The sequence below is a fragment of the Streptococcus tangpeifui genome, assembly GCF_011038795.1.
Lineage (GTDB): Bacteria > Bacillota > Bacilli > Lactobacillales > Streptococcaceae > Streptococcus > Streptococcus tangpeifui.
The window spans coordinates 105,025-124,003 of the sequence record NZ_JAAKDU010000006.1 but is presented as its reverse complement, the minus strand read 5'-3'; the positions used below and the strand labels follow the sequence as shown (position 1 = coordinate 124,003).

The window sequence follows — 18,979 nt, the reverse complement described above, 5'->3', positions numbered from 1 at the left end:
AGAGAGCTTATCTACCGAATTTTAGTCGTATTTTTATACTCATGCTTATCGCATATTTTGGGGTGCTCGTCAGTAGAGTGGATCAGTTTTGCCCTCGATTACTAGAATCATTAACTCGTCAACCACAAAGCCCTCACTAAGATTATACACCTAGTGAGGGCTGTGTGTCCGTTTTCATTATTCTGTGGGTGAGGGCGGAGCCATCATGGATGTCTTGCCCAGACTTTTCAGCTTTTCTTGTGATTAGAATTTTCTAAAACGTTGGTAGCGTTCTTCCAACAACTGTTCTAGGGGAAGTTGACTGAGACGATCCAACTCTTCAACCAAACTAGTTTTGATATTTTCAACAATTTCACTGGTGAAGTATCCATGCTCTGGAATAACCTTGTCAATGACTTGCATATTGTAAAGTTCTCCAGCTGTTAACTTCATCAATTCAGCTGCTTCAGTGGCTCTGGAGCCATCTTTCCAAAGGATAGAAGCGAAGCCTTCCGGGCTGAGGATAGCATAGATTGTGTGTTCCAGCATCCAAACCTTGTCAGCGACAGCTAACGCTAAGGCTCCACCTGATCCTCCTTCACCAATGATAATAGCAATAATCGGAACCTTGAGATCACTCATTTCCATCAGATTCTTGGCAATAGCCTCTCCTTGTCCGCGCTCTTCTGCGCCGATGCCTGGATAGGCACCTGCTGTATTGATAAAAGTCACAACAGGACGGCCAAATTTTTCAGCCTGTTTCATTAAGCGAAGGGCTTTACGATAACCATCAGGATTGGGTTGGCCAAAGTTACGGTTGAGGTTATCTTGGAGATTTTTCCCCTTTTGAATACCTACGACTGTTACAGGTTGATCGGCTAAATAGGCAAGTCCACCAACCACGGCGCCATCATCAGCAAAATGCCGATCTCCGTGAAGTTCAAAGAAGTCATCAAAAACTTCCTTGGCATAATCCAGTGTCGTCATCCGACTTTGATCACGGGCTTCTTTTAAAATACGGGCAACATCACTCATTTGGCACCTCCATGAAAGGCTAATAATTTAGCAATGGTTTCCTTCATTTCTGTCCGCTTGACAATAGCATCAATAAAACCATGCTCCAAAAGGAATTCAGACTTCTGGAAGCCCTCTGGCAGGGTTTGACGAACCGTGGTTTCAATCACGCGACGGCCAGCAAAACCGACAAGAGCCTGAGGTTCAGCGATAATAATATCTCCTTCCATAGCAAAGGAAGCTGTGACTCCACCGGTCGTTGGATCCGTCAGCACGGTTAGATAGAAGAGACCCGCATTGGAATGGCGTTTGACAGCAGCCGAAATTTTAGCCATCTGCATGAGGCTCATGATACCCTCTTGCATCCGAGCACCACCTGATGCAGTGAAAATAACAACTGGAAGCTGATTTTCTGTTGCATATTCAAAGAGGCGGGTGATTTTTTCCCCAACAACAGTTCCCATAGAAGCCATGATGAAATTTGAATCCATAATAGCTAAAGCCAAGTCTTGGCCATCAATCTTAGCCGTTCCAGTCATAACAGCTTCGTCAAGGCCCGTCTTTTCCTTGGCAGCAGCCAATTTATCCTTGTAGTTTGGAAAGTTGAGAGGATCTTTGCTTTCAAGACCCGTGAACATTTCTTCGAAGCTATCGGAGTCAACAGTCAAGGCCAAGCGCTCTGAGGCCGAAATTCGAAAGTTATAGCCACAGGCTGGACACATCTTTTCAATTCCCAGATCCTTTTGGTAAATCACATGTTTACAGCCAGGGCACTTAGCAAAAAGTTCATCCGGAACTTCTGGTTTTGCTTTCTCAGGCGTTCTCAAAGACCGATTAGGATTGATTCGGATATACTTATCTTTTCTTTTAAATAAAGCCATAGAACCTCCTAATCCTCTTGATTATAAGCTGGCAAAAATTTCTCCATCAAGAATGAGGTATCATAATCCCCAGCAATGACATTTTGATCTGAAATTAAATCTAATTGGAAGTCGGCGTTAGTTAAAACTCCATCAATTTCCAATTCATAGAGGGCCCGCTGCATCTTCATCAGAGCATCGAAACGATTTTCTCCATGAACGATGATTTTAGCAATCATACTATCATAATAAGGCGGGATTGTGTAGCCGGGATAGACAGCTGAATCTACCCGCATACCGACACCACCAGCTGGCAGGTAGAGGTCTGTAATCTTACCAGGACTTGGAGCAAAGTTGAACTTAGGATTTTCGGCATTAATCCGACATTCGATAGCATGACCGATGATTTTGATATCCTCTTGATCATAAGACAGCTCTTGCCCATTAGCCACCTTGATTTGTTCCTTAACTAAATCAACATTAGTAACAAATTCGGTAACGGGGTGCTCAACTTGAATTCGGGTATTCATTTCCATAAAGTAGAAATTGCCAGAATCCTCGTCCAGCAAGAATTCAATGGTTCCAGCATTTTCATAACCGACTGCTTTAGCAGCTCGAACAGCAGCGTCCCCCATTTTCGACCGTAGGCTGGTACCAATGGCGATAGAAGGACTTTCTTCTAAAACCTTCTGGTTATTACGCTGGAGGGAGCAATCGCGTTCTCCTAGATGGATAACATTACCATGACTATCTCCCAAAATTTGCACCTCAATATGGCGGGCAGGGTAGATAACCTTCTCGATATACATGGCTCCATTACCAAAGGCTGCTAAAGCTTCTTGAGAGGCTGATTCAAAAGCTGAGACTAAATCTTCAGGTTTTTCTACCTTTCGAATTCCCTTACCGCCACCGCCAGCAGAAGCCTTGAGCATAACGGGATAGCCTATCTTATCAGCAATCTTCAAGGCATCCTCAGCGGTCATAACCTCACCGTCCGAGCCAGGAATAACAGGGACCTGAGCCTTAATCATCTCAGAGCGGGCATTGATTTTATCTCCCATTTTATCCATGATAGTTCCAGAAGGGCCGATAAATTTAATATTCATTTCTTCACACATAGTGGCAAACTTAGAGTTTTCACTCAAGAAGCCAAAACCAGGATGGATGGCCTCCGCCCCTGTAACAATAGCTGCTGATAAGACAGCATTCATATTAAGATAAGAATCCGTTGAACGAGCTGGCCCAACACAGATAGCCTCATCAGCTAGGAGGACGTGGAGGGACTCTTTGTCAGCTTCTGAATAGATAGCAACAGTTTCTACGCCCAATTCACGTGCCGCTCGAATGATTCTCACTGCGATTTCGCCACGATTGGCAATCAAAATTTTCTTAAACATATTCTGCCTTTCAGTAAGATGCAAAACTTAAGTGTTCGTATTGAAAAAGAAACTAGCTGGCTAGGGCTCCCTATCTTTGGAATCCTTTATCCAGCCAGTCTCTATTTGTTAAGTTGAAAAATTTTTTCGCTAATCTTTCTTTTATTTACTTGAGTTTTTCATGCTTAGTAAAGAGTCAGCTAGAAAAGCCAACTCACTATGATTATTTGCCTAGAGCAAAAGTCAGAGTACCGCTAGCTGCTAGTTTACCATCGACTTCTGCCTTGGCTTCAACAACAGCGATAGAACCACGGCGTTTGATAAACTTAGCTGTCATCACTAATTGATCTCCTGGTACTACTTGTTTTTTGAATTTAACCTTGTCCATACCAGCGTAAAAGACTAGTTTTCCATGGTTACCTTCCTTAGAAAGCTCCAAAACACCAGCGGTTTGAGCAAGAGCCTCCATAATCAGGACACCTGGCATAACAGGGTATTCCGGAAAATGTCCTTCAAAGAATGGTTCATTGCTAGTGACATTTTTTATGGCCACAATTTCTTCCTCAGACATCTCCAACACTCGATCAACCAAAAGCATCGGGTAGCGATGCGGTAGAGCTTCTTTGATTTTATTAATGTCCATCATTTGATGCGTACCAAGCCCTTTCCAAATTCAACCACTTCTTCGTTGGCGACAAGAATTTCAGTTACCACACCGTCCTTAGGTGCTGGGACTTCATTCATAACCTTCATAGCTTCGATAATCAAAAGAGTTTGACCCTTTTTAACGCTATCACCAACTGAAACAAAGGCTGGTTTATCAGGAGCTGGAGCAAGGTAAGCCACGCCAACCAAAGGACTTTCAACTAAGTCACCTTCTGCAGCAGAACCGGCAGCAGGCGCTGGTACTGACTCAGCTACAGACTCAGCTGGGGTTGGGTTAACCGATGTTGCCGGAGCAACAGCAGGCTGTACGGATGGATTAATAGACTGAGTATCGTTTTTACTCAGGACCAGAGATTCCCCATTATTACTGTAGGCAAATTCACGTAAACTTGATTGGTCAAATTGACTCATCAAATCCTTGATTTCTGAAATATTCATCTTGAATTAGTCCTCCCAGCGTTTGAATGCGAGAACAGCGTTATGACCACCGAATCCAAAGGTATTTGAGATAGCATACTCAACATCAGCTTTGCGGCCTTCACCATAGATGACATCCGCCTCAATGTCATCTGACAGTTCCTTAGTACCAGCTGTCATTGGCAGGAAGCCATGACGAATGGCTTCGATTGTCGCGATTGCTTCAACACCGCCAGCTGCACCGAGCAAATGACCAGTGAAGGATTTGGTAGAAGATACTGGGACATTCTTACCGAGAACAGCGACAATAGCTGCACTTTCACCTTTTTCATTGGCCTGAGTTGAGGTTCCGTGGGCGTTGACATAGCCAACTTGTTCAGGCGTAATTCCAGCTTCATTGATGGCTAGACGCATAGCTTTAGCCGCTCCAGATCCATCTGGAGTTGGTGTTGTCATGTGATAAGCATCATTGTTAGCACCGTAACCGATAATTTCTGCCAAGATAGTGGCACCACGTTTTTGAGCGTGCTCCAAGCTTTCAAGGACTAAGACACCAGCACCTTCACCCATGACAAAGCCATTGCGATCTTTATCGAATGGAATCGCTGAACGAGCTGGATCTTCTGTTGTAGAAAGAGCAGTCAGAGCATTGAAACCACCGATACCAATCTTAGTAATAGAAGCTTCGGCACCTCCAGCAAACATGACATCGTGCATACCGTATTTAATTTCACGGAAGGCTTCACCGATAGCATCGTTAGCAGAAGCACAAGCAGTAGTAACAGACTTGCTTACACCGCGAGCACCAAGCTTAAGTGAAATGTTCCCTGCAGCCATATTTGAAAGAGCCTTAGGGATAAACATTGGTTGAATCCGCTTCATACCACGTTCGTGCATCCTGATGATTTGGTCTTGCAATTCTTGCAGGCCACCGATACCAGAGGAAACAATAACCCCTGTCCGGTCACGATCAACTTGATCCATATCTAGCTTAGCATTCTCAAGTGCTTCCATAGTTGCATAGATCGCATAAAGCGAATACATATCCATACGGTTTTTATCTTTTTTGACAAAGTATTTATCAAATGGGAAATCTTGAATCTCACCAGCATTATGAACAGGAATTTCTGATGTATCAAACTTCGTAATAGGTTTGATACCGATTTTTCCATTTTCCAAACTATTCCAGAATTCTTCTGGGGTGTGTCCGATTGGTGATGTGACACCGTAACCTGTTACAACAACACGATTAAAAGTCATAATTCTTCCTCAATTTCTTGATTTTTATAATAATAGACAGGCTATCTAGTCATGCGACTAGCCTTGCATGGTCATACCACCATCAATAGCGATAACTTGACCTGTAATATATTCTTGACCTGCCAAGAATATTGCCACATCAGCAACTTCTTCAGCTTGGCCAATTCTCTTCATGGGAATTTGACCCAACATAGATTCCTTGGCCTTCTCAGGAATAGCATCCGTCATGTCTGATTCGATAAATCCCGGAGCAATAGCATTAACCCGTACATTACGGCCAGCCACTTCGCGGGCAACCGACTTAGTTAAGCCAAGCAAACCTGCTTTAGAAGCAGCATAGTTAGCCTGACCGACATTCCCCATGAGACCGACAACAGATGACATATTGATAATTGCTCCTTGACGGGCTTTGCTCATCGGTTTCAAAACCGCCTGAATCATATTGAAGGTCCCAGTCAAATTAATCTTGAGTACCTTCTCAAAGTCTTCTTCGGTCATCTTGAGCATCAGTTTATCATTGGTGATACCGGCATTGTTTACCAAGACATCAACTGAACCTAGGCTAGCAATGGCTTCATCAATCATGCGTTTAGCATCTGCTGAATCAGAGACATCTCCTGAAATGGCTACAACCTTAACGCCATAGCCAGCAAATTGAGCTAAGAGCTCATCCGAAATTGCTGAACGGCCATTAAGAATAATATTTGCACCTTGTTTAGCGAACTTATGAGCGATAGCTAAACCGATACCACGGGTTGAACCCGTAATAAATACATTTTTATTCCTTAATTCCATAAGAATCTCCTATTTTTCTAGCAAGGCCTGAAGGCTAGTCAAATCTTCAACATGGGATAGGTTTGCAGTTTTATCAATTTTCTTCATAAAACCCGAGAGTACCTTGCCAGGACCAACCTCAATATAAGAGGTCACGCCTAGCGCTTGCATGGTCGCAATTGAATCGTAGAAACGAACTGGTTCCATGACTTGGCGTGCCAATAGAGACTTAATCTCTGATTGATCCATAACCTTGGCTTCGGTGTTACCAACTAAGGGAAGTTTAAAATCAGAAAAGGTTACTTTTTTTAACTCCTCAGCTAACTGACGACTAGCAGGCTCTAAAAGGGCCGTGTGGAAGGGGCCTGAGACCTTGAGCGGAATCAAACGCTTAGCCCCTGCCTTTTTCAAATTTTCAACTGCAGCATCGACTGCTGCAGCATCACCGCCAATAACAATTTGTGACGGTGTATTATAATTAGCAGGTCTGACATACCCCTTGTCAGAAGCCTGTTGACAAGCTTCCTCGATAACCTCTACAGGTGTATTCATGACAGCGATCATTTTCCCAGTGCCTGCTGGTGCGGCTGTTTCCATAAATTCACCACGCTTCGCCACAAGAGCTACAGCTTCTTCAAATGATAAAGCACCTGCAGCTACTAAGGCTGAATACTCCCCTAGAGAAAGCCCTGCAACTACATCGGGTTCATAACCTTTTTCCTTCAAGAGGTGGTAAATTGCAACCGATGTTGTTAAGATAGCTGGCTGCGTATAGCGTGTCTGATTCAGTTTTTCTTCATCGCGATCAATCAAATCGCGCACATCATAACCTAAAATTTGACTAGCAGTGTCAAAAGTCTCTTTAATAACCGGATAAGTATCATACAAATCTCTGGCCATGCCGAGCTTCTGCGCTCCTTGACCGGCAAATAAGAATGCTGTTTTCGTCACAGTCTTTCCTCCAAGTTTGGCTAGAGATGGCTGCTAAGCTAAGCTCAATCAGCCACCTGAGGTCTTCGCTTGATTAGTCTTCCGATACATCTGCCCAGCGTGCTGCCTGTTCCTTGATAACCTTAGCAGCTCCATAGTAGAGGTCCTTCAAAATTTCTTCACAGGTTTCTTCCTTACGCACTAGACCTGCAATTTGACCTGCCATGACTGAACCGTTTTTCACATCGCCATCAACAACAGCATTGCGAAGGGCACCTGCACCGAGTTCTTCAATCTCTTGGGCAGTAATCTTACCAGCTAAGAAATCTTTTTCCGCTTGAGCATAAGATGAAGATAATTTATTTTTGATAGCCCGAACTGGGTGACCAACAACATTGGCAGAAACGACTGTGTCGATGTCCTTAGCCTTGAGCAATTTATTCTTGAAATTTTGATGGGCGTTAGATTCTTTAGAAACAACAAAACGAGTTCCGACCTGAATAGCTTCAGCACCCAACATAAAGACCGCTGCCGCACCATAACCATCAGCTACACCCCCAGCACCGACAACAGGGATATCAATGGCATCAACCACTTGGCGAACCAGAGTCATGGTTGTCAATTTACCAATATGGCCGCCTGCTTCCATGCCTTCTGCAATAACCGCATCAGCGCCTAGTTTTTCCATACGTTTAGCAAGGGCGACACTCGGAACTACAGGAATTACTGTAATACCAGCATCGTGCAAACGTTCCATATATTTTCCTGGATTGCCTGCACCTGTTGTTACCACCTTAACCCCTTCTTCAATAACAAGGTCAACAATATCATCAGCAAAAGGAGACAAAAGCATGATGTTGACACCGAAAGGTCTATCAGTAATAGATTTTACCTTATCAATATTAGCTTTGACAACTTCTTTTGGGGCGTTACCGCCACCAATAATTCCAAGTCCTCCAGCATTGGAAACAGCTCCTGCTAAATCGCCGTCTGCTACCCATGCCATACCCCCTTGGAAAATAGGGTATTTAATATTTAATAATTCTGTAATCCGAGTTTTCATATAATTACTTACCTTCTTAATAAGTTGATAACACTCCAACAACTTTGAACGTCAAAGTTTGAGTATCAAAGTATCGGTCTAAAGAAGAAGGCGGATGAGTTTCCTCTTCCACCTTGCAGCCTTGCGAATTATTCAGAAGAACCAAGACGATTCAAGGCCACATCTTCGTGACTAAAGCCCTAAAATTCAAAGGCTGGGAAAAGCTCCCAGTCCCTTAAAGAACTTATTTAGTTTTTTCTTCTACGTAGGCAACCAAGTCACCAACAGTATTCAAACCATCTTCAGTTTCGATTTGGATGTCAAAGGCATCTTCGATTTCTGAGATAACTTGGAAGACATCAAGTGAGTCAGCATCAAGTTCGTCAAAGGTTGTTGTCATTTGAACCTCTTCTGCTTCTTTACCAAGTTCTTCAACGATGATTTCTTGTACTTTATCAAATACTGCCATTTTAAAATTTCTCCTTTAAAATAAAAAATAATATTTATAAATACTGTTTGTCACAGTTATCTATACTAAATTTTAACAATTAGACTGCCCCATGTCAATCCCCCACCAAATCCCGATAGGAGCACTGTTTGGCTACCGTCAAGTTTAATTATACCATTTTCAACCGACTCTGCCAGCAAAATTGGCACGCTAGCAGCGCTGGTGTTACCGTAAGACATCATATTCGCCAGAAATTTGTCCCGCTCAATACCAATTTTTTTAGCCATCTTGTCTAAAATCCGGATATTAGCTTGGTGAAGCAGAGCATAGTCTAAGTCATCACTAGAAATTTCCGAACTTTTTAAAAGATCTTTAATGCTAGAAGCTACATCTCGGATAGCAAAATCAAAGATAGCTCGACCATCCATAGTCATGAATGGAGCATTTTCACTAGACTCCGAATAAGGCGAGTTAAGTCCTGACTTTCCTGAGCATAAACTATCGCTCCTACTGCCATCTGTGTTAAGGGACTCAGCAAGAAAATGCTCTTCCTCACTTGTTTCGAGAAGGACACCACCAGCACCATCTCCGAAGAGAACTGCCGTACGGCGGTCTGACCAATCCAGAGTTTTTGATAAAACTTCGGCTCCAATAACCATTCCTTTTCGATAAGCCCCGGACTTAATCAGTTTCTCCGCTGTAGATAGTGAGAAAATAAAGCCGCTGCAAGCAGCAGTCAAGTCATAGGCAAAGGCATTGATTGCACCAATATTAGCTTGTACACGTGCTGCAGTCGTTGGCATCATAGAATCGGGTGAGATAGTAGCTACGATAATAAAGTCAAGTTCCTCAGGCTGACTGCCTGATTTTGCCAACAGTTGCTTGGCCACCTCAGTAGCCAATTCACTTGTTTCTTGATTGCGGCTGATACGTCTCTCTTTGATACCAGTTCGACTGGAAATCCACTCATCACTGGTATCCATAATTTTGGACAGATCATCATTAGTAACAATCTGCTCAGGTACATAGTAGGCTGTTTGACTAATTTTTGCAAAAGCCATTATTTCAACTCCTCAAGGAATTGATAGAGCTTATGCAACCCACGTTCTAAGGTTTTAATCTCTATCTCATCCATTCCTTCTGTAATTTGTGTCACCATGTTCTTGTGGAAACGGTTATGAAGACGATAAATCAAGCGACCCTTTTTGGTCAAGTTGAGGTGAACAACACGACGGTCAACCTTTGAGCGATGGCGTTCAACATAACCTTTTTTTTCCAACTTATTCAAGCTGGTTGTCACCGTTCCCAAGGTCACCATCAGCTCACGAGCAATATCGCTTGGGGTAGCATCCGGAATATGACCAATAATATCAACAGTATGCATTTCCTTCATGGAGACGTCATTAAAGCGGCTGTTTTTTAAACTCATTTCCTCAATGACTAAGACATTGTTGAAAACTTTGGTTAGATATTCATTTACTAGTTTATAATCCAATTTATATCTCTTATACCTCGATTCTCAAATAATTTGATATTCAAAGTATATCAGATGCGAAATCTCTTTGCAAGAAAAATGAAATATTTTCTTAACGATTTAGCAGGATTTCAGCTTATTTTCAGGTCCTATTTTACCAATTAATTAACTGACTGGAACTTATCCTTGACAAAACTGGCTCAGTCGCAATATTACTAATTAAAAGTAAATTTAAGACTATTTAGCACTTTAATGTAAAGATAAGGTTAAGACGAGAAAAGAACTGGAATTTTTCTCCCAAAATCTAGTCCCTTGAAACTGGGGCTCATACAACTCTTGAATTTAAAAAAGCACTCTCAGGGTATTTAATACTTCAGCTAATTTTCCCAAAATCCTTTGTTGATTAAGGCCATCTACCATCTATTTCCCAATGAATTTCGGCCTACGTTTAGCACTGAAGGCATTAACCCCTTCTTTAAAATCTTCAGTAAAGGCCAAAGATTTCTGCAGTGCCAATTCAAGGTCAGCATATTCTTCCCAACCGGCAAATTCACTCTTCCAAACCATTTCTTTAATCGCTTTAAAGGAGTTTGGTGAACTGCGTTTCAGTCGCTTAATCAACCGGTCCGTGTCACGTTCCAATTTTTCAGAATCCGCTAGACGGTAGATAAAACCCCAGTCTAAAGCTTTTTCAGCATTAACAGCCTCACCCGTCATGGTAATTTGCGTAGCACGATTGATACCAATTGAACGTGTTAGGAGGAAGAGGCCCCCAGCATCGGGTGCTAGACCGACACCAACAAAGGCTTGGATAAATTTAGCTTTTTCGGAGGCAATGGTAAAATCTGCCGCCAACACCATGTTAAAAGCTGCCCCTGCAACTGGTCCATCAACACTCATAATAACAGGTTTTGGCAGACGCTTAATCATGAAAGAAATAGTGTTTACCAATTCTGCGATCCTTACGAGTGATTGAACATCGTCAGCATCAACAGCCTTTTGCATCTGATCTAAATCTCCACCGACTGAAAAGACCTTTCCATTAGCATTGATAAGTAAAATTTGCACAGTTTCATCTTTTTCAGCCTGACTAATGGCCTCGATGATTTCTTCACAGATAGGAATATTGAACCCGTTAGAAACCTCAGGACGATTGAGAGTTAGGGTGGCGACACCATCTTCGACACCATAAAGAATGGTTGAAAAATTCATAAGATACCTCCAATTATTTTAATGCTCAAACAAAAATAAAGGTTTTGTCGTATTCCAATTTATTATATCTGAAAATACGAGTTTGACAAGGAATTACTGTCTTTTGCCTTTGTTATATTTGTAACAAAAGAGGCCGAATGCTAGGCTCAGCCTCTCACTTATCTTTATTTTATCCTTCTAACACAGGTATCCGGAGGAGCTCCATAGCCTGATCTAGGCTGCTTATCAGACGGTCTGCCTGACTCTGATCAAGACCAAAACGCTTGTCCTCGAGAGCCCAAACTTCAATACCAGCTGCAACCCCAGCAGCAATACCTTTTTCACTATCTTCAATAATCAGTAAGTCTGTCTTAGCAAGGCCTAGGAGATCTGCTGCAGTATTGTAGATAGCAGGATTCGGTTTGCTCTCTGGAAATTCTTCCCCCGATAAAATGACATCAAAATAAGCAGTCAAATCCGTATCCCCCAGAGCTTTCAAGATATCTGACTTAGTTGAACTAGAGGCCAAACCAATTTTAATCTCAGCCCTTTTTAAACGTTCCAAACTTGAGCGAACGTCTGAAAAAATAACTTCTTGGTAGGGGAGAGGATGGGCGGTCTTATAGGCTGTATAATTTGCCTGTAGCTGGTTGATATCCCAGTTCTCATAATCTTGACCTAAAATTTTTTGCCAGACCTGCTTCATACTGCCACCGACAAAAAAGCTAAGGGGCAGATGGTCAATCGAGATTCCCAGACCTGCTAAAAAAGTTTGACGACGGCTGTAATAGAATTCTTCAGTATCAAAGAGAACACCGTCCATATCAAAAATAATTGCTTGCTTCATGAAAAACCTCAGCCTCATTTTACCATAAAGAGTCTGTCTGGACAAAGTTCAATCAGGCACCAGGCAGACTGATGGGGATTAAAACTGAATTTGAAAAGATGTCTGAATTTTGCTATAATTTTAGGCAATCTCACAAGGAAAGATAGACGGAATTATTATGAAAGTCATTAAATTTGGTGGAAGTTCGCTGGCTTCTGCAGAACAGTTAAAAAAGGTTCTCAATATTGTCCGCTCGGACTCTGAACGACGCTTCGTAGTTGTTTCAGCACCAGGAAAACGTACCCCTGAGGATACTAAGGTTACCGATGCTCTCATTAAATATTATCGTTCGTATACCAACGAAGATGATGTCTCAGCAGATCAAGATTGGATTATCAAACGCTACAAAGGTATCATTGATGAACTAGGCCTATCTCACAGTATCCTTGATAGGATTACCGCCTCAATTACAGAATTAGCCACCCTGCCTATTGAAGGAAACGATTTTCTCTACGATACCTTCCTAGCAGCCGGAGAAGATAACAATGCTAAGTTAGTGGCGGCTTACTTCCGTAAGAATGGTCTGCCTGCCCGTTACCTGCACCCTGGTAAGGCCGGTATTATTGTTTCCAGTGAACCCGGCAACGCCCAAATTCTTCCTTCAAGTTACGATAAACTGGAAGAATTGCGAGATAGCGATGAGGTACTAGTTATCCCTGGCTTCTTCGGTGTGACTGTTGACAAGCAAATTTGTACCTTCTCCCGCGGGGGGTCTGATATCTCTGGTTCTATTGTTGCTGCCGGTGTCAAGGCTGATCTCTACGAAAATTTCACTGATGTTGACGGTATCTTTGCAGCTCATCCAGGTGTTGTCCATAAGCCTCACTCCATCGAGGAATTGACCTACAGGGAAATGCGGGAGCTGGCCTATGCTGGTTTTTCTGTCTTGCACGATGAAGCCTTGATCCCTGCCTATCGAGGACGGATTCCGCTGGTTATTAAGAATACCAATAATCCTAGCCATCCAGGAACCCGCATTGTCCTAGAACATAGCAAACAAGAACTACCTGTTGTAGGGATTTCAGGCGATGATAAATTCGTCAGCATCAATATTTCCAAATACCTGATGAACAGAGAAGTCGGTTTTGGCCGCAAGGTTTTGCAAGTTTTGGAAGACCTCAACATCCGTTGGGAACACATTCCAACCGGAATTGACGATATGTCCATCATTCTACGGGAAAGAGAACTGACCCCTATCAAAGAAAGAGAGATTCTGACGCAACTAACCCGTAACTTGGGTGTCGATGAGGTCGAATTTGAAAGGGATCTTTCCATCATTATGATTGTTGGAGAAAACATGAAAAATCAAGTTGGGGTTATGTCAACTGCAACTAAAGCTATGTCTGATAAAGGCATTAATATCGAAATGATTTCCCAAGGCTCCAGTGAAGTTTCCGTCATGCTGGTTATCAAGTCCAGCCATGAAAAAACAGCAGTTCGGGCGATTTATAAGGCTTTCTTTGGTCAGGATAAATAATTTTCAAATGCTCTCAGTTCGAGGGCTTTTATTTTGCCTTGCTCAATTAAAAGCATTCTTAGCCTTAATCAGATTGTCATCTCGTAACCTTAGCTTTTATGATATAATTAGGGAGATTGTTTACGGAAAATATATCTTGACTCATAAAAGGATGGGAAGGTGAAGACCTCTTATTTTTGATTGACGTTCTTTTTTCTGTCCCAGTCTACTTTAAAAAGGAATGATTATGAAGAAATTTTTTATTAGCCTCTTAATGGCTCTTGCTCTAATCCTTGCTGGCAATCTAGTCCAGGCTGATGACTTCGAGGCCCCCGCTGAGCATGCTATTGCCGTTGAATCTTCAACTGGGAAAGTACTCTATGAAAAGGATGCTACCAGTCCAGACGGCATTGCTTCAATTACCAAAATTTTAACCGTTTATATGGTCTACAAGGCTATTGATGATGGCAAACTCTCTTGGAGTACTAAAGTTAAAATTTCCGATTATGCCTATGGACTAACGACCAATTCTGAAGCCAGCAATGTCCCTATGGATGACCGCGAATACACAGTTAAAGAATTGGTCAAGGCTGCTATGATTGCCAGTGCCAACAGTGCTGCTATTGCCTTGGCTGAGAAAATTGGGGGGGACGAACCGACCTTCGTCGATATGATGCAGACCCAACTTAAGGAGTGGGGAATTGAGGATGCCAAACTGGTCAATGCCTCTGGCCTCAACAATAGCTATCTTGGCGACCATATTTATCCTGATTCTAAGTCTGATGACGAAAACCTCATGAGCGCTCGCGATGTTGCTATTATTGCCCAGCACCTGATTAAAGATTATCCCGATGTTCTGAATATTAGTAAGAAAACCAAGGCAGACTTTCATGGTACAACCATGACTACTTTTAACTTTATGTTAGATGGAATGCCTTATGCTCGTGAAGGCGTCGATGGTCTGAAAACAGGAACGACTGAACTAGCTGGTCAGTCGTTCGTCGCAACGTCGACTGAAAATGGTATGCGAATTATCTCGGTTATTCTCCATGCGGATCATGCTGACACCAATGAATATGCTCGATTTGATGCTACAAATAAATTACTCAACTACGTAGCTTATAATTTCCAACTGACTAACCTAACAGTCGAAGGAGAGGCCTACAAAGCCAGTAAGGCTCAAGTCTTGGATGGTAAATCAAAAAACGTCTCTGCAGTTTCCAAAGACGATTTCCGTGTAGTCACTAAGATTGGCTCCGACAATAAACCAAGTGCTAAAGCTAAGACTAAGCCGGTCACAGCAGCAATCAAAAAAGGTACCAAGGTTGGTACTCTGACCTACGATGATCCCGATTTAATCGGTACAGGTTATCTAGATGGTCCACCGCAAGTAACCTTAGTAGCTCAGAAACCTGTCAAAAAGAGTTTCTTCCTCAAGGTATGGTGGAACCACTTCGTCCGCTACGTCAACGAAAAGCTATAAAGTAAGATGCAACAAGAGGTCGAGATAAAAGTCTTGCCTCTTTTGTTATGACTCTAGATTTATCAGACGGACACAGGTGGGTAAGACTTGTTGCTATACCAAGAAGCCTTACCCTTGCACAGTTCATTAGGTGCTTAGCACCAATAAACCACTGCTGGCTAGCTTTTCTTTGTCACAAGACCAAAGCGGAAATCCAATCCAACTGTGCGGGAAAGGAAGTTTAGGAGGAAACTTTTTTCGTGTGATAAATCACTTTCAAACGCTGTGCTGTTTTAAAAAGTGAGTCTTAAGGAAAAGGACAGTCGTTCATATCATAGTCACGATTTTTTTGAACCCTGCAACTAAAAAGCTAGACTCAATTGTTAGCTTTGTCCTAACAATTGAGTCTAGCTCTTTTATTTTTTCCCCCTATTTTCTTCGACATAACTGATACACCAGTCAATCAGTTCCTCCAGTCGGGTGATTTGTTCAGTCATGTGGAGATACCCCATGATGGCTTCAAAACCGGTTGACATCTTGTAGGTGATAATATCGGTGTTTTTAGCCTTAGTATGGCTGTGTGCATTACGGCCCCGCTTATAAATAACCACTTCTTCTTCCGTTAAAAGATTGCGGTTCAGCATGGCCTCAATCAGCATAGCTTGAGCCTTGGCTGATACATAGTGAGTAGCTAGACGATGAAGCAGGTTAGGTTTAGTCTGTCCTTGAAAAATCAGGTGACGGCGAATATAGAGGGAGTAAACAGCATCTCCCTCAAAAGCTAGGGCGATACCGTTTATGAGATTGACATTGACTTTAGTCACGGGTCCACCTCACGCCATCTTTGGTATCCAACAGTTTAATCCCTTGAGCTGCTAGGTCATCACGAATCTTATCAGCTGTCGCAAAATCTTTTTGTGCCCGGGCGGCTTGGCGTTTTTCAATTAAGTCCTCAATTTCGTTGTCTAAACGCTCTTCTTGGAAGATGATGCCAAAAACCTCCAGCATCTTAGCAAACGATTCCTTTATAGTTTGGTTATAATGACCTGAATTGATCCATTTGGCCAATTCAAAGATAACCGTAATGCCATTAGCGGCATTGAAATCATCATCCATGGCAGTCTTGAAATCTGCTAGAAACTTGTCCAAGCCGGCTTGATCAACCTGATCACTCAGCGGAAGCGTATAGGTATTCTTGAGGTACTTGAGATTGGTCTTGGCATCGTGGAGGGCCTTTTCGGTGAAGTTGATAGGTTTGCGGTAGTGCTGGGTTGCTAAGAAGAAACGAAGCACTTGACCATCAACTGTTTTGAGAAGGTCATGGACAGTTACGAAATTACCCAGGGACTTGGACATTTTTTCATTGTCAACATTAACAAAACCATTGTGCATCCAATAGTTAGCAAAGGTTTTCCCCGTCTTGGCTTCAGACTGGGCAATTTCATTGGTATGGTGAGGAAACTCAAGATCTGCTCCGCCACCATGAATATCAATAGTGTCTCCTAAAATAGTAGTCGACATCACCGAGCACTCGATATGCCAGCCTGGTCGACCGGCTCCCCATGGGCTGTCCCAAGAAATTTCATCCGGTTTAGCTGATTTCCACAGAGCAAAATCGAGGGGGTCTTCCTTGAGCTCAGTCTCACTATCAGTGCGGCCACTGGCTCCAACTTCCAGATCAGCTAGAGTTTTATTGGCCAAAGCTGCATAATTTTGCGATTTTTGCACACGAAAATAAACATCTCCCTCAACTTCATAGGCAAAACCTTTATCCATCAAGACTTGGACGAAATCAATAATGTGATCCATAAAGTCCATAACCCTAGGATTCTGCGTAGCTGGTTTGATCCCTAGCGCTTTGGTATCGGCCATGAAGGCTGCGATGAACTTATCAGCCAAGTCCTTTGGGAGCATGTCAGCTTCCTTGGCTGCCTTGATGATTTTGTCGTCAACATCAGTGAAATTGGAAATATAGTTAACTTGATACCCAGCGTATTCAAAATAGCGACGAATAGTATCGAAGGCTACACTGGATCTAGCATTACCAATATGAATATAATTGTAAACTGTTGGTCCGCAGACATACATATTGACTTGACCCTTATGTAGGGGGACAAAGTCGCGCAAACTTCGCGTCATGGTATCATAGATTTTTATCATAATGTTTTTCCTCATGAAATAGTCAGAGGGTGGGACAAAAGTCCTGCCTCCTATTAACTAGTTTAGATAGAGTAGTTTGACGCAGTGGTTAGGAGTAAGACTTGTTAGTTATGCCGAGAAGTCTTACTCTTGCACAGTTCATTAGGTACTTTAATACCACTGAACCACTGATGATTGGAAGTCCTTATCTTGGGGCGCAGTCCCATTTTCAGGCGTCCCTCTTAAACCGTCCACTGAACTGTTTAAGTGCCATACAAGAGATAGCTAATAATCGAGCACGCCTACAGTGCTGTGGAATTAGAGACATAGTTGTTGGTGCTTTAGTACTTTACAAATATGGCTCTGACAGTATAAAATCTCTCAGGTGTTTTACACCTGCGTCGATTTTCCTAAATTCCTTTGCAGGCTTAGCAGCTTTATGTCTTGATTAAACTGTGCGGAGGTGGGTTAGAAAGCTCTGGTAGAGCTTTTTAATCGGGAAATAAAGCTTGCAAAGCAAGTGTCAAAATGCTCCAGTGGGCTTTGGCAGTCTGGGGATAGACTGCCAAAGCCCACCACCTAAAAATAAGAAAGCAGCAGAGACCTGAGCCTTAAAATAGGAGAGCGAGGAAAATCGAAATCGCCTTTCATGACGATTTATCGATTGAGTCCCCTCTCATAATATTCTCAGATTTCTCAAAGTCCACTGTCATCAAGAACTAGACAAGTATTTACCTAACAAGAGTAAAGCACAAAACTTAGGCTTAGCCTATTTCTTCTTTGGCCCATCATCTTTGATGATAAAGGTCAGGATAACCCAAAAGATACCGATAGCCAGCCAGATATAAGCATAGCTACGACTGCCATTGAGCCATTGCTGACCAACATTGAGAAAGGCCAAAATAATGACCAGTAAATTTAACCAATTTTTCTTAATAAAGTTCATTATTCCCTCTTTTACGGTGTCCGAACTGACGAGATTCTCACATCTGGGTAATCGCTAGTTACTAGCCTACAGGTGGGATGAATGATAGCTAGCTTCACGAGCTTCTTGCAAAGTTTTGATGGCCACCTCATCTTTTCGCCCATGGACTCGAACAACCTTAGCTGGGACTCCGACTACGGTGACATCTGCTGGGACATCCGATAGGACAACAGCTCCTGCACCTACTTTAGCATTGGGACCGACCTCAATAGGACCAATCAGTTGAGAATGAGCCGAGATTAGGGCTCCTTGGCGGATAGTGGGGTGTCGTTTGCCAACATCCTTACCGGTTCCACCTAGGGTAACACCATGATAGAGCATAGCTCCCTTTTCAACAATAGCTGTCTCTCCGATAACCAATCCCGCTCCATGGTCAATAAAGACCCCGCTGGCTATCTGAGCTCCTGGATGGATCTCAATATTTGTCCAAAAGCGCCAAAATTGACTGTGCATTCGAGCCAGCAGTCGCAGGTGGTGTCGCCAGAGAAAGTGAGAAATCCGATGAGCAGCGAGGGCTTTGATTCCCGGATAGGTTAAAATCACCTCTAGGGAAGTCCGGGCCGCTGGATCCTGTTGCTTAACAATATCTATTGATTCTTTCCACCAACCCATAGGCACCT

Annotated in this window: 20 protein-coding genes; 2 read left to right on the top strand and 18 right to left on the bottom strand. The window is 42.8% G+C overall.

The window, feature by feature from the left end:
* Positions 1-243: 243 nt before the first annotated feature.
* From G7Y32_RS06805 to G7Y32_RS06740, 14 genes are all read right to left on the bottom strand, one after another.
* Complete coding sequence (locus G7Y32_RS06805) at positions 244-1,014, bottom strand: acetyl-CoA carboxylase carboxyl transferase subunit alpha (protein ID WP_165212319.1); 771 nt, start codon at positions 1,012-1,014, stop codon at positions 244-246.
* Positions 1,011-1,874, bottom strand: coding sequence for an acetyl-CoA carboxylase, carboxyltransferase subunit beta (gene accD / locus G7Y32_RS06800; RefSeq protein ID WP_165212317.1), 864 nt, complete (start codon positions 1,872-1,874; stop codon positions 1,011-1,013). Before accD ends, G7Y32_RS06805 begins: the two co-directional genes overlap by 4 nt.
* 8 nt (positions 1,875-1,882) lie before the next feature.
* Positions 1,883-3,250 (bottom strand): acetyl-CoA carboxylase biotin carboxylase subunit, encoded by a 1,368-nt coding sequence (locus tag G7Y32_RS06795; protein WP_165212315.1) that lies wholly within the window; start codon positions 3,248-3,250, stop codon positions 1,883-1,885.
* A 202-nt stretch (positions 3,251-3,452) separates the two neighbouring features.
* The gene (gene fabZ / locus G7Y32_RS06790) at positions 3,453-3,875 is read right to left on the bottom strand and encodes a 3-hydroxyacyl-ACP dehydratase FabZ (protein WP_004229915.1); all 423 of its coding nucleotides are present in this window, start codon (positions 3,873-3,875) and stop codon (positions 3,453-3,455) included.
* Entirely contained in the window at positions 3,872-4,333 is a 462-nt protein-coding gene (gene accB, locus G7Y32_RS06785; protein WP_165212313.1) for an acetyl-CoA carboxylase biotin carboxyl carrier protein, read from the bottom strand. The genes fabZ and accB overlap by 4 nt, the downstream gene beginning before the upstream one ends.
* A 6-nt stretch (positions 4,334-4,339) precedes the next feature.
* Positions 4,340-5,572 carry a beta-ketoacyl-ACP synthase II gene (fabF, locus tag G7Y32_RS06780; RefSeq protein ID WP_165212311.1) on the bottom strand — a complete coding sequence of 411 codons (1,233 nt, stop codon included), beginning with the start codon at positions 5,570-5,572 and terminating at the stop codon, positions 4,340-4,342.
* A gap of 57 nt (positions 5,573-5,629) precedes the next feature.
* Complete coding sequence (gene fabG, locus G7Y32_RS06775; protein ID WP_165212309.1) at positions 5,630-6,367, bottom strand: 3-oxoacyl-[acyl-carrier-protein] reductase; 738 nt, start codon at positions 6,365-6,367, stop codon at positions 5,630-5,632.
* Positions 6,368-6,376: 9 nt separating this feature from the next.
* Complete coding sequence (fabD, locus tag G7Y32_RS06770) at positions 6,377-7,297, bottom strand: ACP S-malonyltransferase (protein WP_165212307.1); 921 nt, start codon at positions 7,295-7,297, stop codon at positions 6,377-6,379.
* Between the two features lie 73 nt (positions 7,298-7,370).
* On the bottom strand, positions 7,371-8,339 hold the full coding sequence (fabK, locus tag G7Y32_RS06765) for an enoyl-[acyl-carrier-protein] reductase FabK (RefSeq protein ID WP_165212305.1): 969 nt from the start codon (positions 8,337-8,339) through the stop codon (positions 7,371-7,373).
* Positions 8,340-8,562: 223 nt separating this feature from the next.
* Positions 8,563-8,787 (bottom strand): acyl carrier protein, encoded by a 225-nt coding sequence (locus G7Y32_RS06760; protein WP_165212303.1) that lies wholly within the window; start codon positions 8,785-8,787, stop codon positions 8,563-8,565.
* 65 nt (positions 8,788-8,852) lie between these two features.
* The gene (locus tag G7Y32_RS06755) at positions 8,853-9,827 is read right to left on the bottom strand and encodes a beta-ketoacyl-ACP synthase III (protein ID WP_165212301.1); all 975 of its coding nucleotides are present in this window, start codon (positions 9,825-9,827) and stop codon (positions 8,853-8,855) included.
* Complete coding sequence (gene fabT, locus G7Y32_RS06750; protein ID WP_004229930.1) at positions 9,827-10,261, bottom strand: fatty acid biosynthesis transcriptional regulator FabT; 435 nt, start codon at positions 10,259-10,261, stop codon at positions 9,827-9,829. Before fabT ends, G7Y32_RS06755 begins: the two co-directional genes overlap by 1 nt.
* Before the next feature lie 399 nt (positions 10,262-10,660).
* The gene (gene fabM, locus G7Y32_RS06745; protein WP_165212299.1) at positions 10,661-11,452 is read right to left on the bottom strand and encodes a trans-2-decenoyl-ACP isomerase; all 792 of its coding nucleotides are present in this window, start codon (positions 11,450-11,452) and stop codon (positions 10,661-10,663) included.
* Between the two features lie 169 nt (positions 11,453-11,621).
* On the bottom strand, positions 11,622-12,278 hold the full coding sequence (locus G7Y32_RS06740; protein WP_165212297.1) for an HAD family hydrolase: 657 nt from the start codon (positions 12,276-12,278) through the stop codon (positions 11,622-11,624).
* Between the two features lie 157 nt (positions 12,279-12,435).
* Here G7Y32_RS06740 and G7Y32_RS06735 point away from each other — a divergent pair, with 157 nt between their 5' ends.
* Positions 12,436-13,794: an aspartate kinase gene (locus tag G7Y32_RS06735; RefSeq protein ID WP_165212295.1), complete on the top strand. Its 1,359-nt coding sequence runs from the start codon at positions 12,436-12,438 to the stop codon at positions 13,792-13,794.
* 226 nt (positions 13,795-14,020) lie between these two features.
* Entirely contained in the window at positions 14,021-15,256 is a 1,236-nt protein-coding gene (pbp3, locus tag G7Y32_RS06730) for a D-alanyl-D-alanine carboxypeptidase PBP3 (protein WP_165212293.1), read from the top strand.
* Positions 15,257-15,651: 395 nt separating this feature from the next.
* Here the strand turns inward: pbp3 and G7Y32_RS06725 are convergent, their stop codons facing one another.
* From G7Y32_RS06725 to cysE, 4 genes are all read right to left on the bottom strand, one after another.
* A complete protein-coding gene (locus G7Y32_RS06725; protein WP_165212291.1) occupies positions 15,652-16,059 on the bottom strand; it encodes a Mini-ribonuclease 3 in 408 nt (135 codons plus the stop codon).
* Complete coding sequence (gene cysS, locus G7Y32_RS06720) at positions 16,052-17,395, bottom strand: cysteine--tRNA ligase (RefSeq protein ID WP_165212289.1); 1,344 nt, start codon at positions 17,393-17,395, stop codon at positions 16,052-16,054. The genes G7Y32_RS06725 and cysS overlap by 8 nt, the downstream gene beginning before the upstream one ends.
* Positions 17,396-18,143: 748 nt before the next feature.
* Positions 18,144-18,320: a hypothetical protein gene (locus G7Y32_RS06715; protein WP_165212288.1), complete on the bottom strand. Its 177-nt coding sequence runs from the start codon at positions 18,318-18,320 to the stop codon at positions 18,144-18,146.
* A gap of 66 nt (positions 18,321-18,386) precedes the next feature.
* Positions 18,387-18,971, bottom strand: a complete 585-nt coding sequence (cysE, locus tag G7Y32_RS06710; protein ID WP_165212286.1) for a serine O-acetyltransferase — start codon at positions 18,969-18,971, stop codon at positions 18,387-18,389.
* Between the last annotated feature and the right edge of the window lie 8 nt (positions 18,972-18,979).

What these genes read in the sequence shown, in the direction of transcription:
- G7Y32_RS06805 (WP_165212319.1), bottom strand. Translation starts at nt 1,014, where the DNA reads ATGAGTGATGTTGCCCGTATTTTAAAAGAAGCCCGTGATCAAAGTCGG.
- accD (WP_165212317.1), bottom strand. Translation starts at nt 1,874, where the DNA reads ATGGCTTTATTTAAAAGAAAAGATAAGTATATCCGAATCAATCCTAAT.
- G7Y32_RS06795 (WP_165212315.1), bottom strand. Translation starts at nt 3,250, where the DNA reads ATGTTTAAGAAAATTTTGATTGCCAATCGTGGCGAAATCGCAGTGAGA.
- fabZ (WP_004229915.1), bottom strand. Translation starts at nt 3,875, where the DNA reads ATGATGGACATTAATAAAATCAAAGAAGCTCTACCGCATCGCTACCCG.
- accB (WP_165212313.1), bottom strand. Translation starts at nt 4,333, where the DNA reads ATGAATATTTCAGAAATCAAGGATTTGATGAGTCAATTTGACCAATCA.
- fabF (WP_165212311.1), bottom strand. Translation starts at nt 5,572, where the DNA reads ATGACTTTTAATCGTGTTGTTGTAACAGGTTACGGTGTCACATCACCA.
- fabG (WP_165212309.1), bottom strand. Translation starts at nt 6,367, where the DNA reads ATGGAATTAAGGAATAAAAATGTATTTATTACGGGTTCAACCCGTGGT.
- fabK (WP_165212305.1), bottom strand. Translation starts at nt 8,339, where the DNA reads ATGAAAACTCGGATTACAGAATTATTAAATATTAAATACCCTATTTTC.
- G7Y32_RS06760 (WP_165212303.1), bottom strand. Translation starts at nt 8,787, where the DNA reads ATGGCAGTATTTGATAAAGTACAAGAAATCATCGTTGAAGAACTTGGT.
- G7Y32_RS06755 (WP_165212301.1), bottom strand. Translation starts at nt 9,827, where the DNA reads ATGGCTTTTGCAAAAATTAGTCAAACAGCCTACTATGTACCTGAGCAG.
- fabM (WP_165212299.1), bottom strand. Translation starts at nt 11,452, where the DNA reads ATGAATTTTTCAACCATTCTTTATGGTGTCGAAGATGGTGTCGCCACC.
- G7Y32_RS06740 (WP_165212297.1), bottom strand. Translation starts at nt 12,278, where the DNA reads ATGAAGCAAGCAATTATTTTTGATATGGACGGTGTTCTCTTTGATACT.
- G7Y32_RS06735 (WP_165212295.1), top strand. Translation starts at nt 12,436, where the DNA reads ATGAAAGTCATTAAATTTGGTGGAAGTTCGCTGGCTTCTGCAGAACAG.
- pbp3 (WP_165212293.1), top strand. Translation starts at nt 14,021, where the DNA reads ATGAAGAAATTTTTTATTAGCCTCTTAATGGCTCTTGCTCTAATCCTT.
- cysS (WP_165212289.1), bottom strand. Translation starts at nt 17,395, where the DNA reads ATGATAAAAATCTATGATACCATGACGCGAAGTTTGCGCGACTTTGTC.
- G7Y32_RS06715 (WP_165212288.1), bottom strand. Translation starts at nt 18,320, where the DNA reads ATGAACTTTATTAAGAAAAATTGGTTAAATTTACTGGTCATTATTTTG.
- cysE (WP_165212286.1), bottom strand. Translation starts at nt 18,971, where the DNA reads ATGGGTTGGTGGAAAGAATCAATAGATATTGTTAAGCAACAGGATCCA.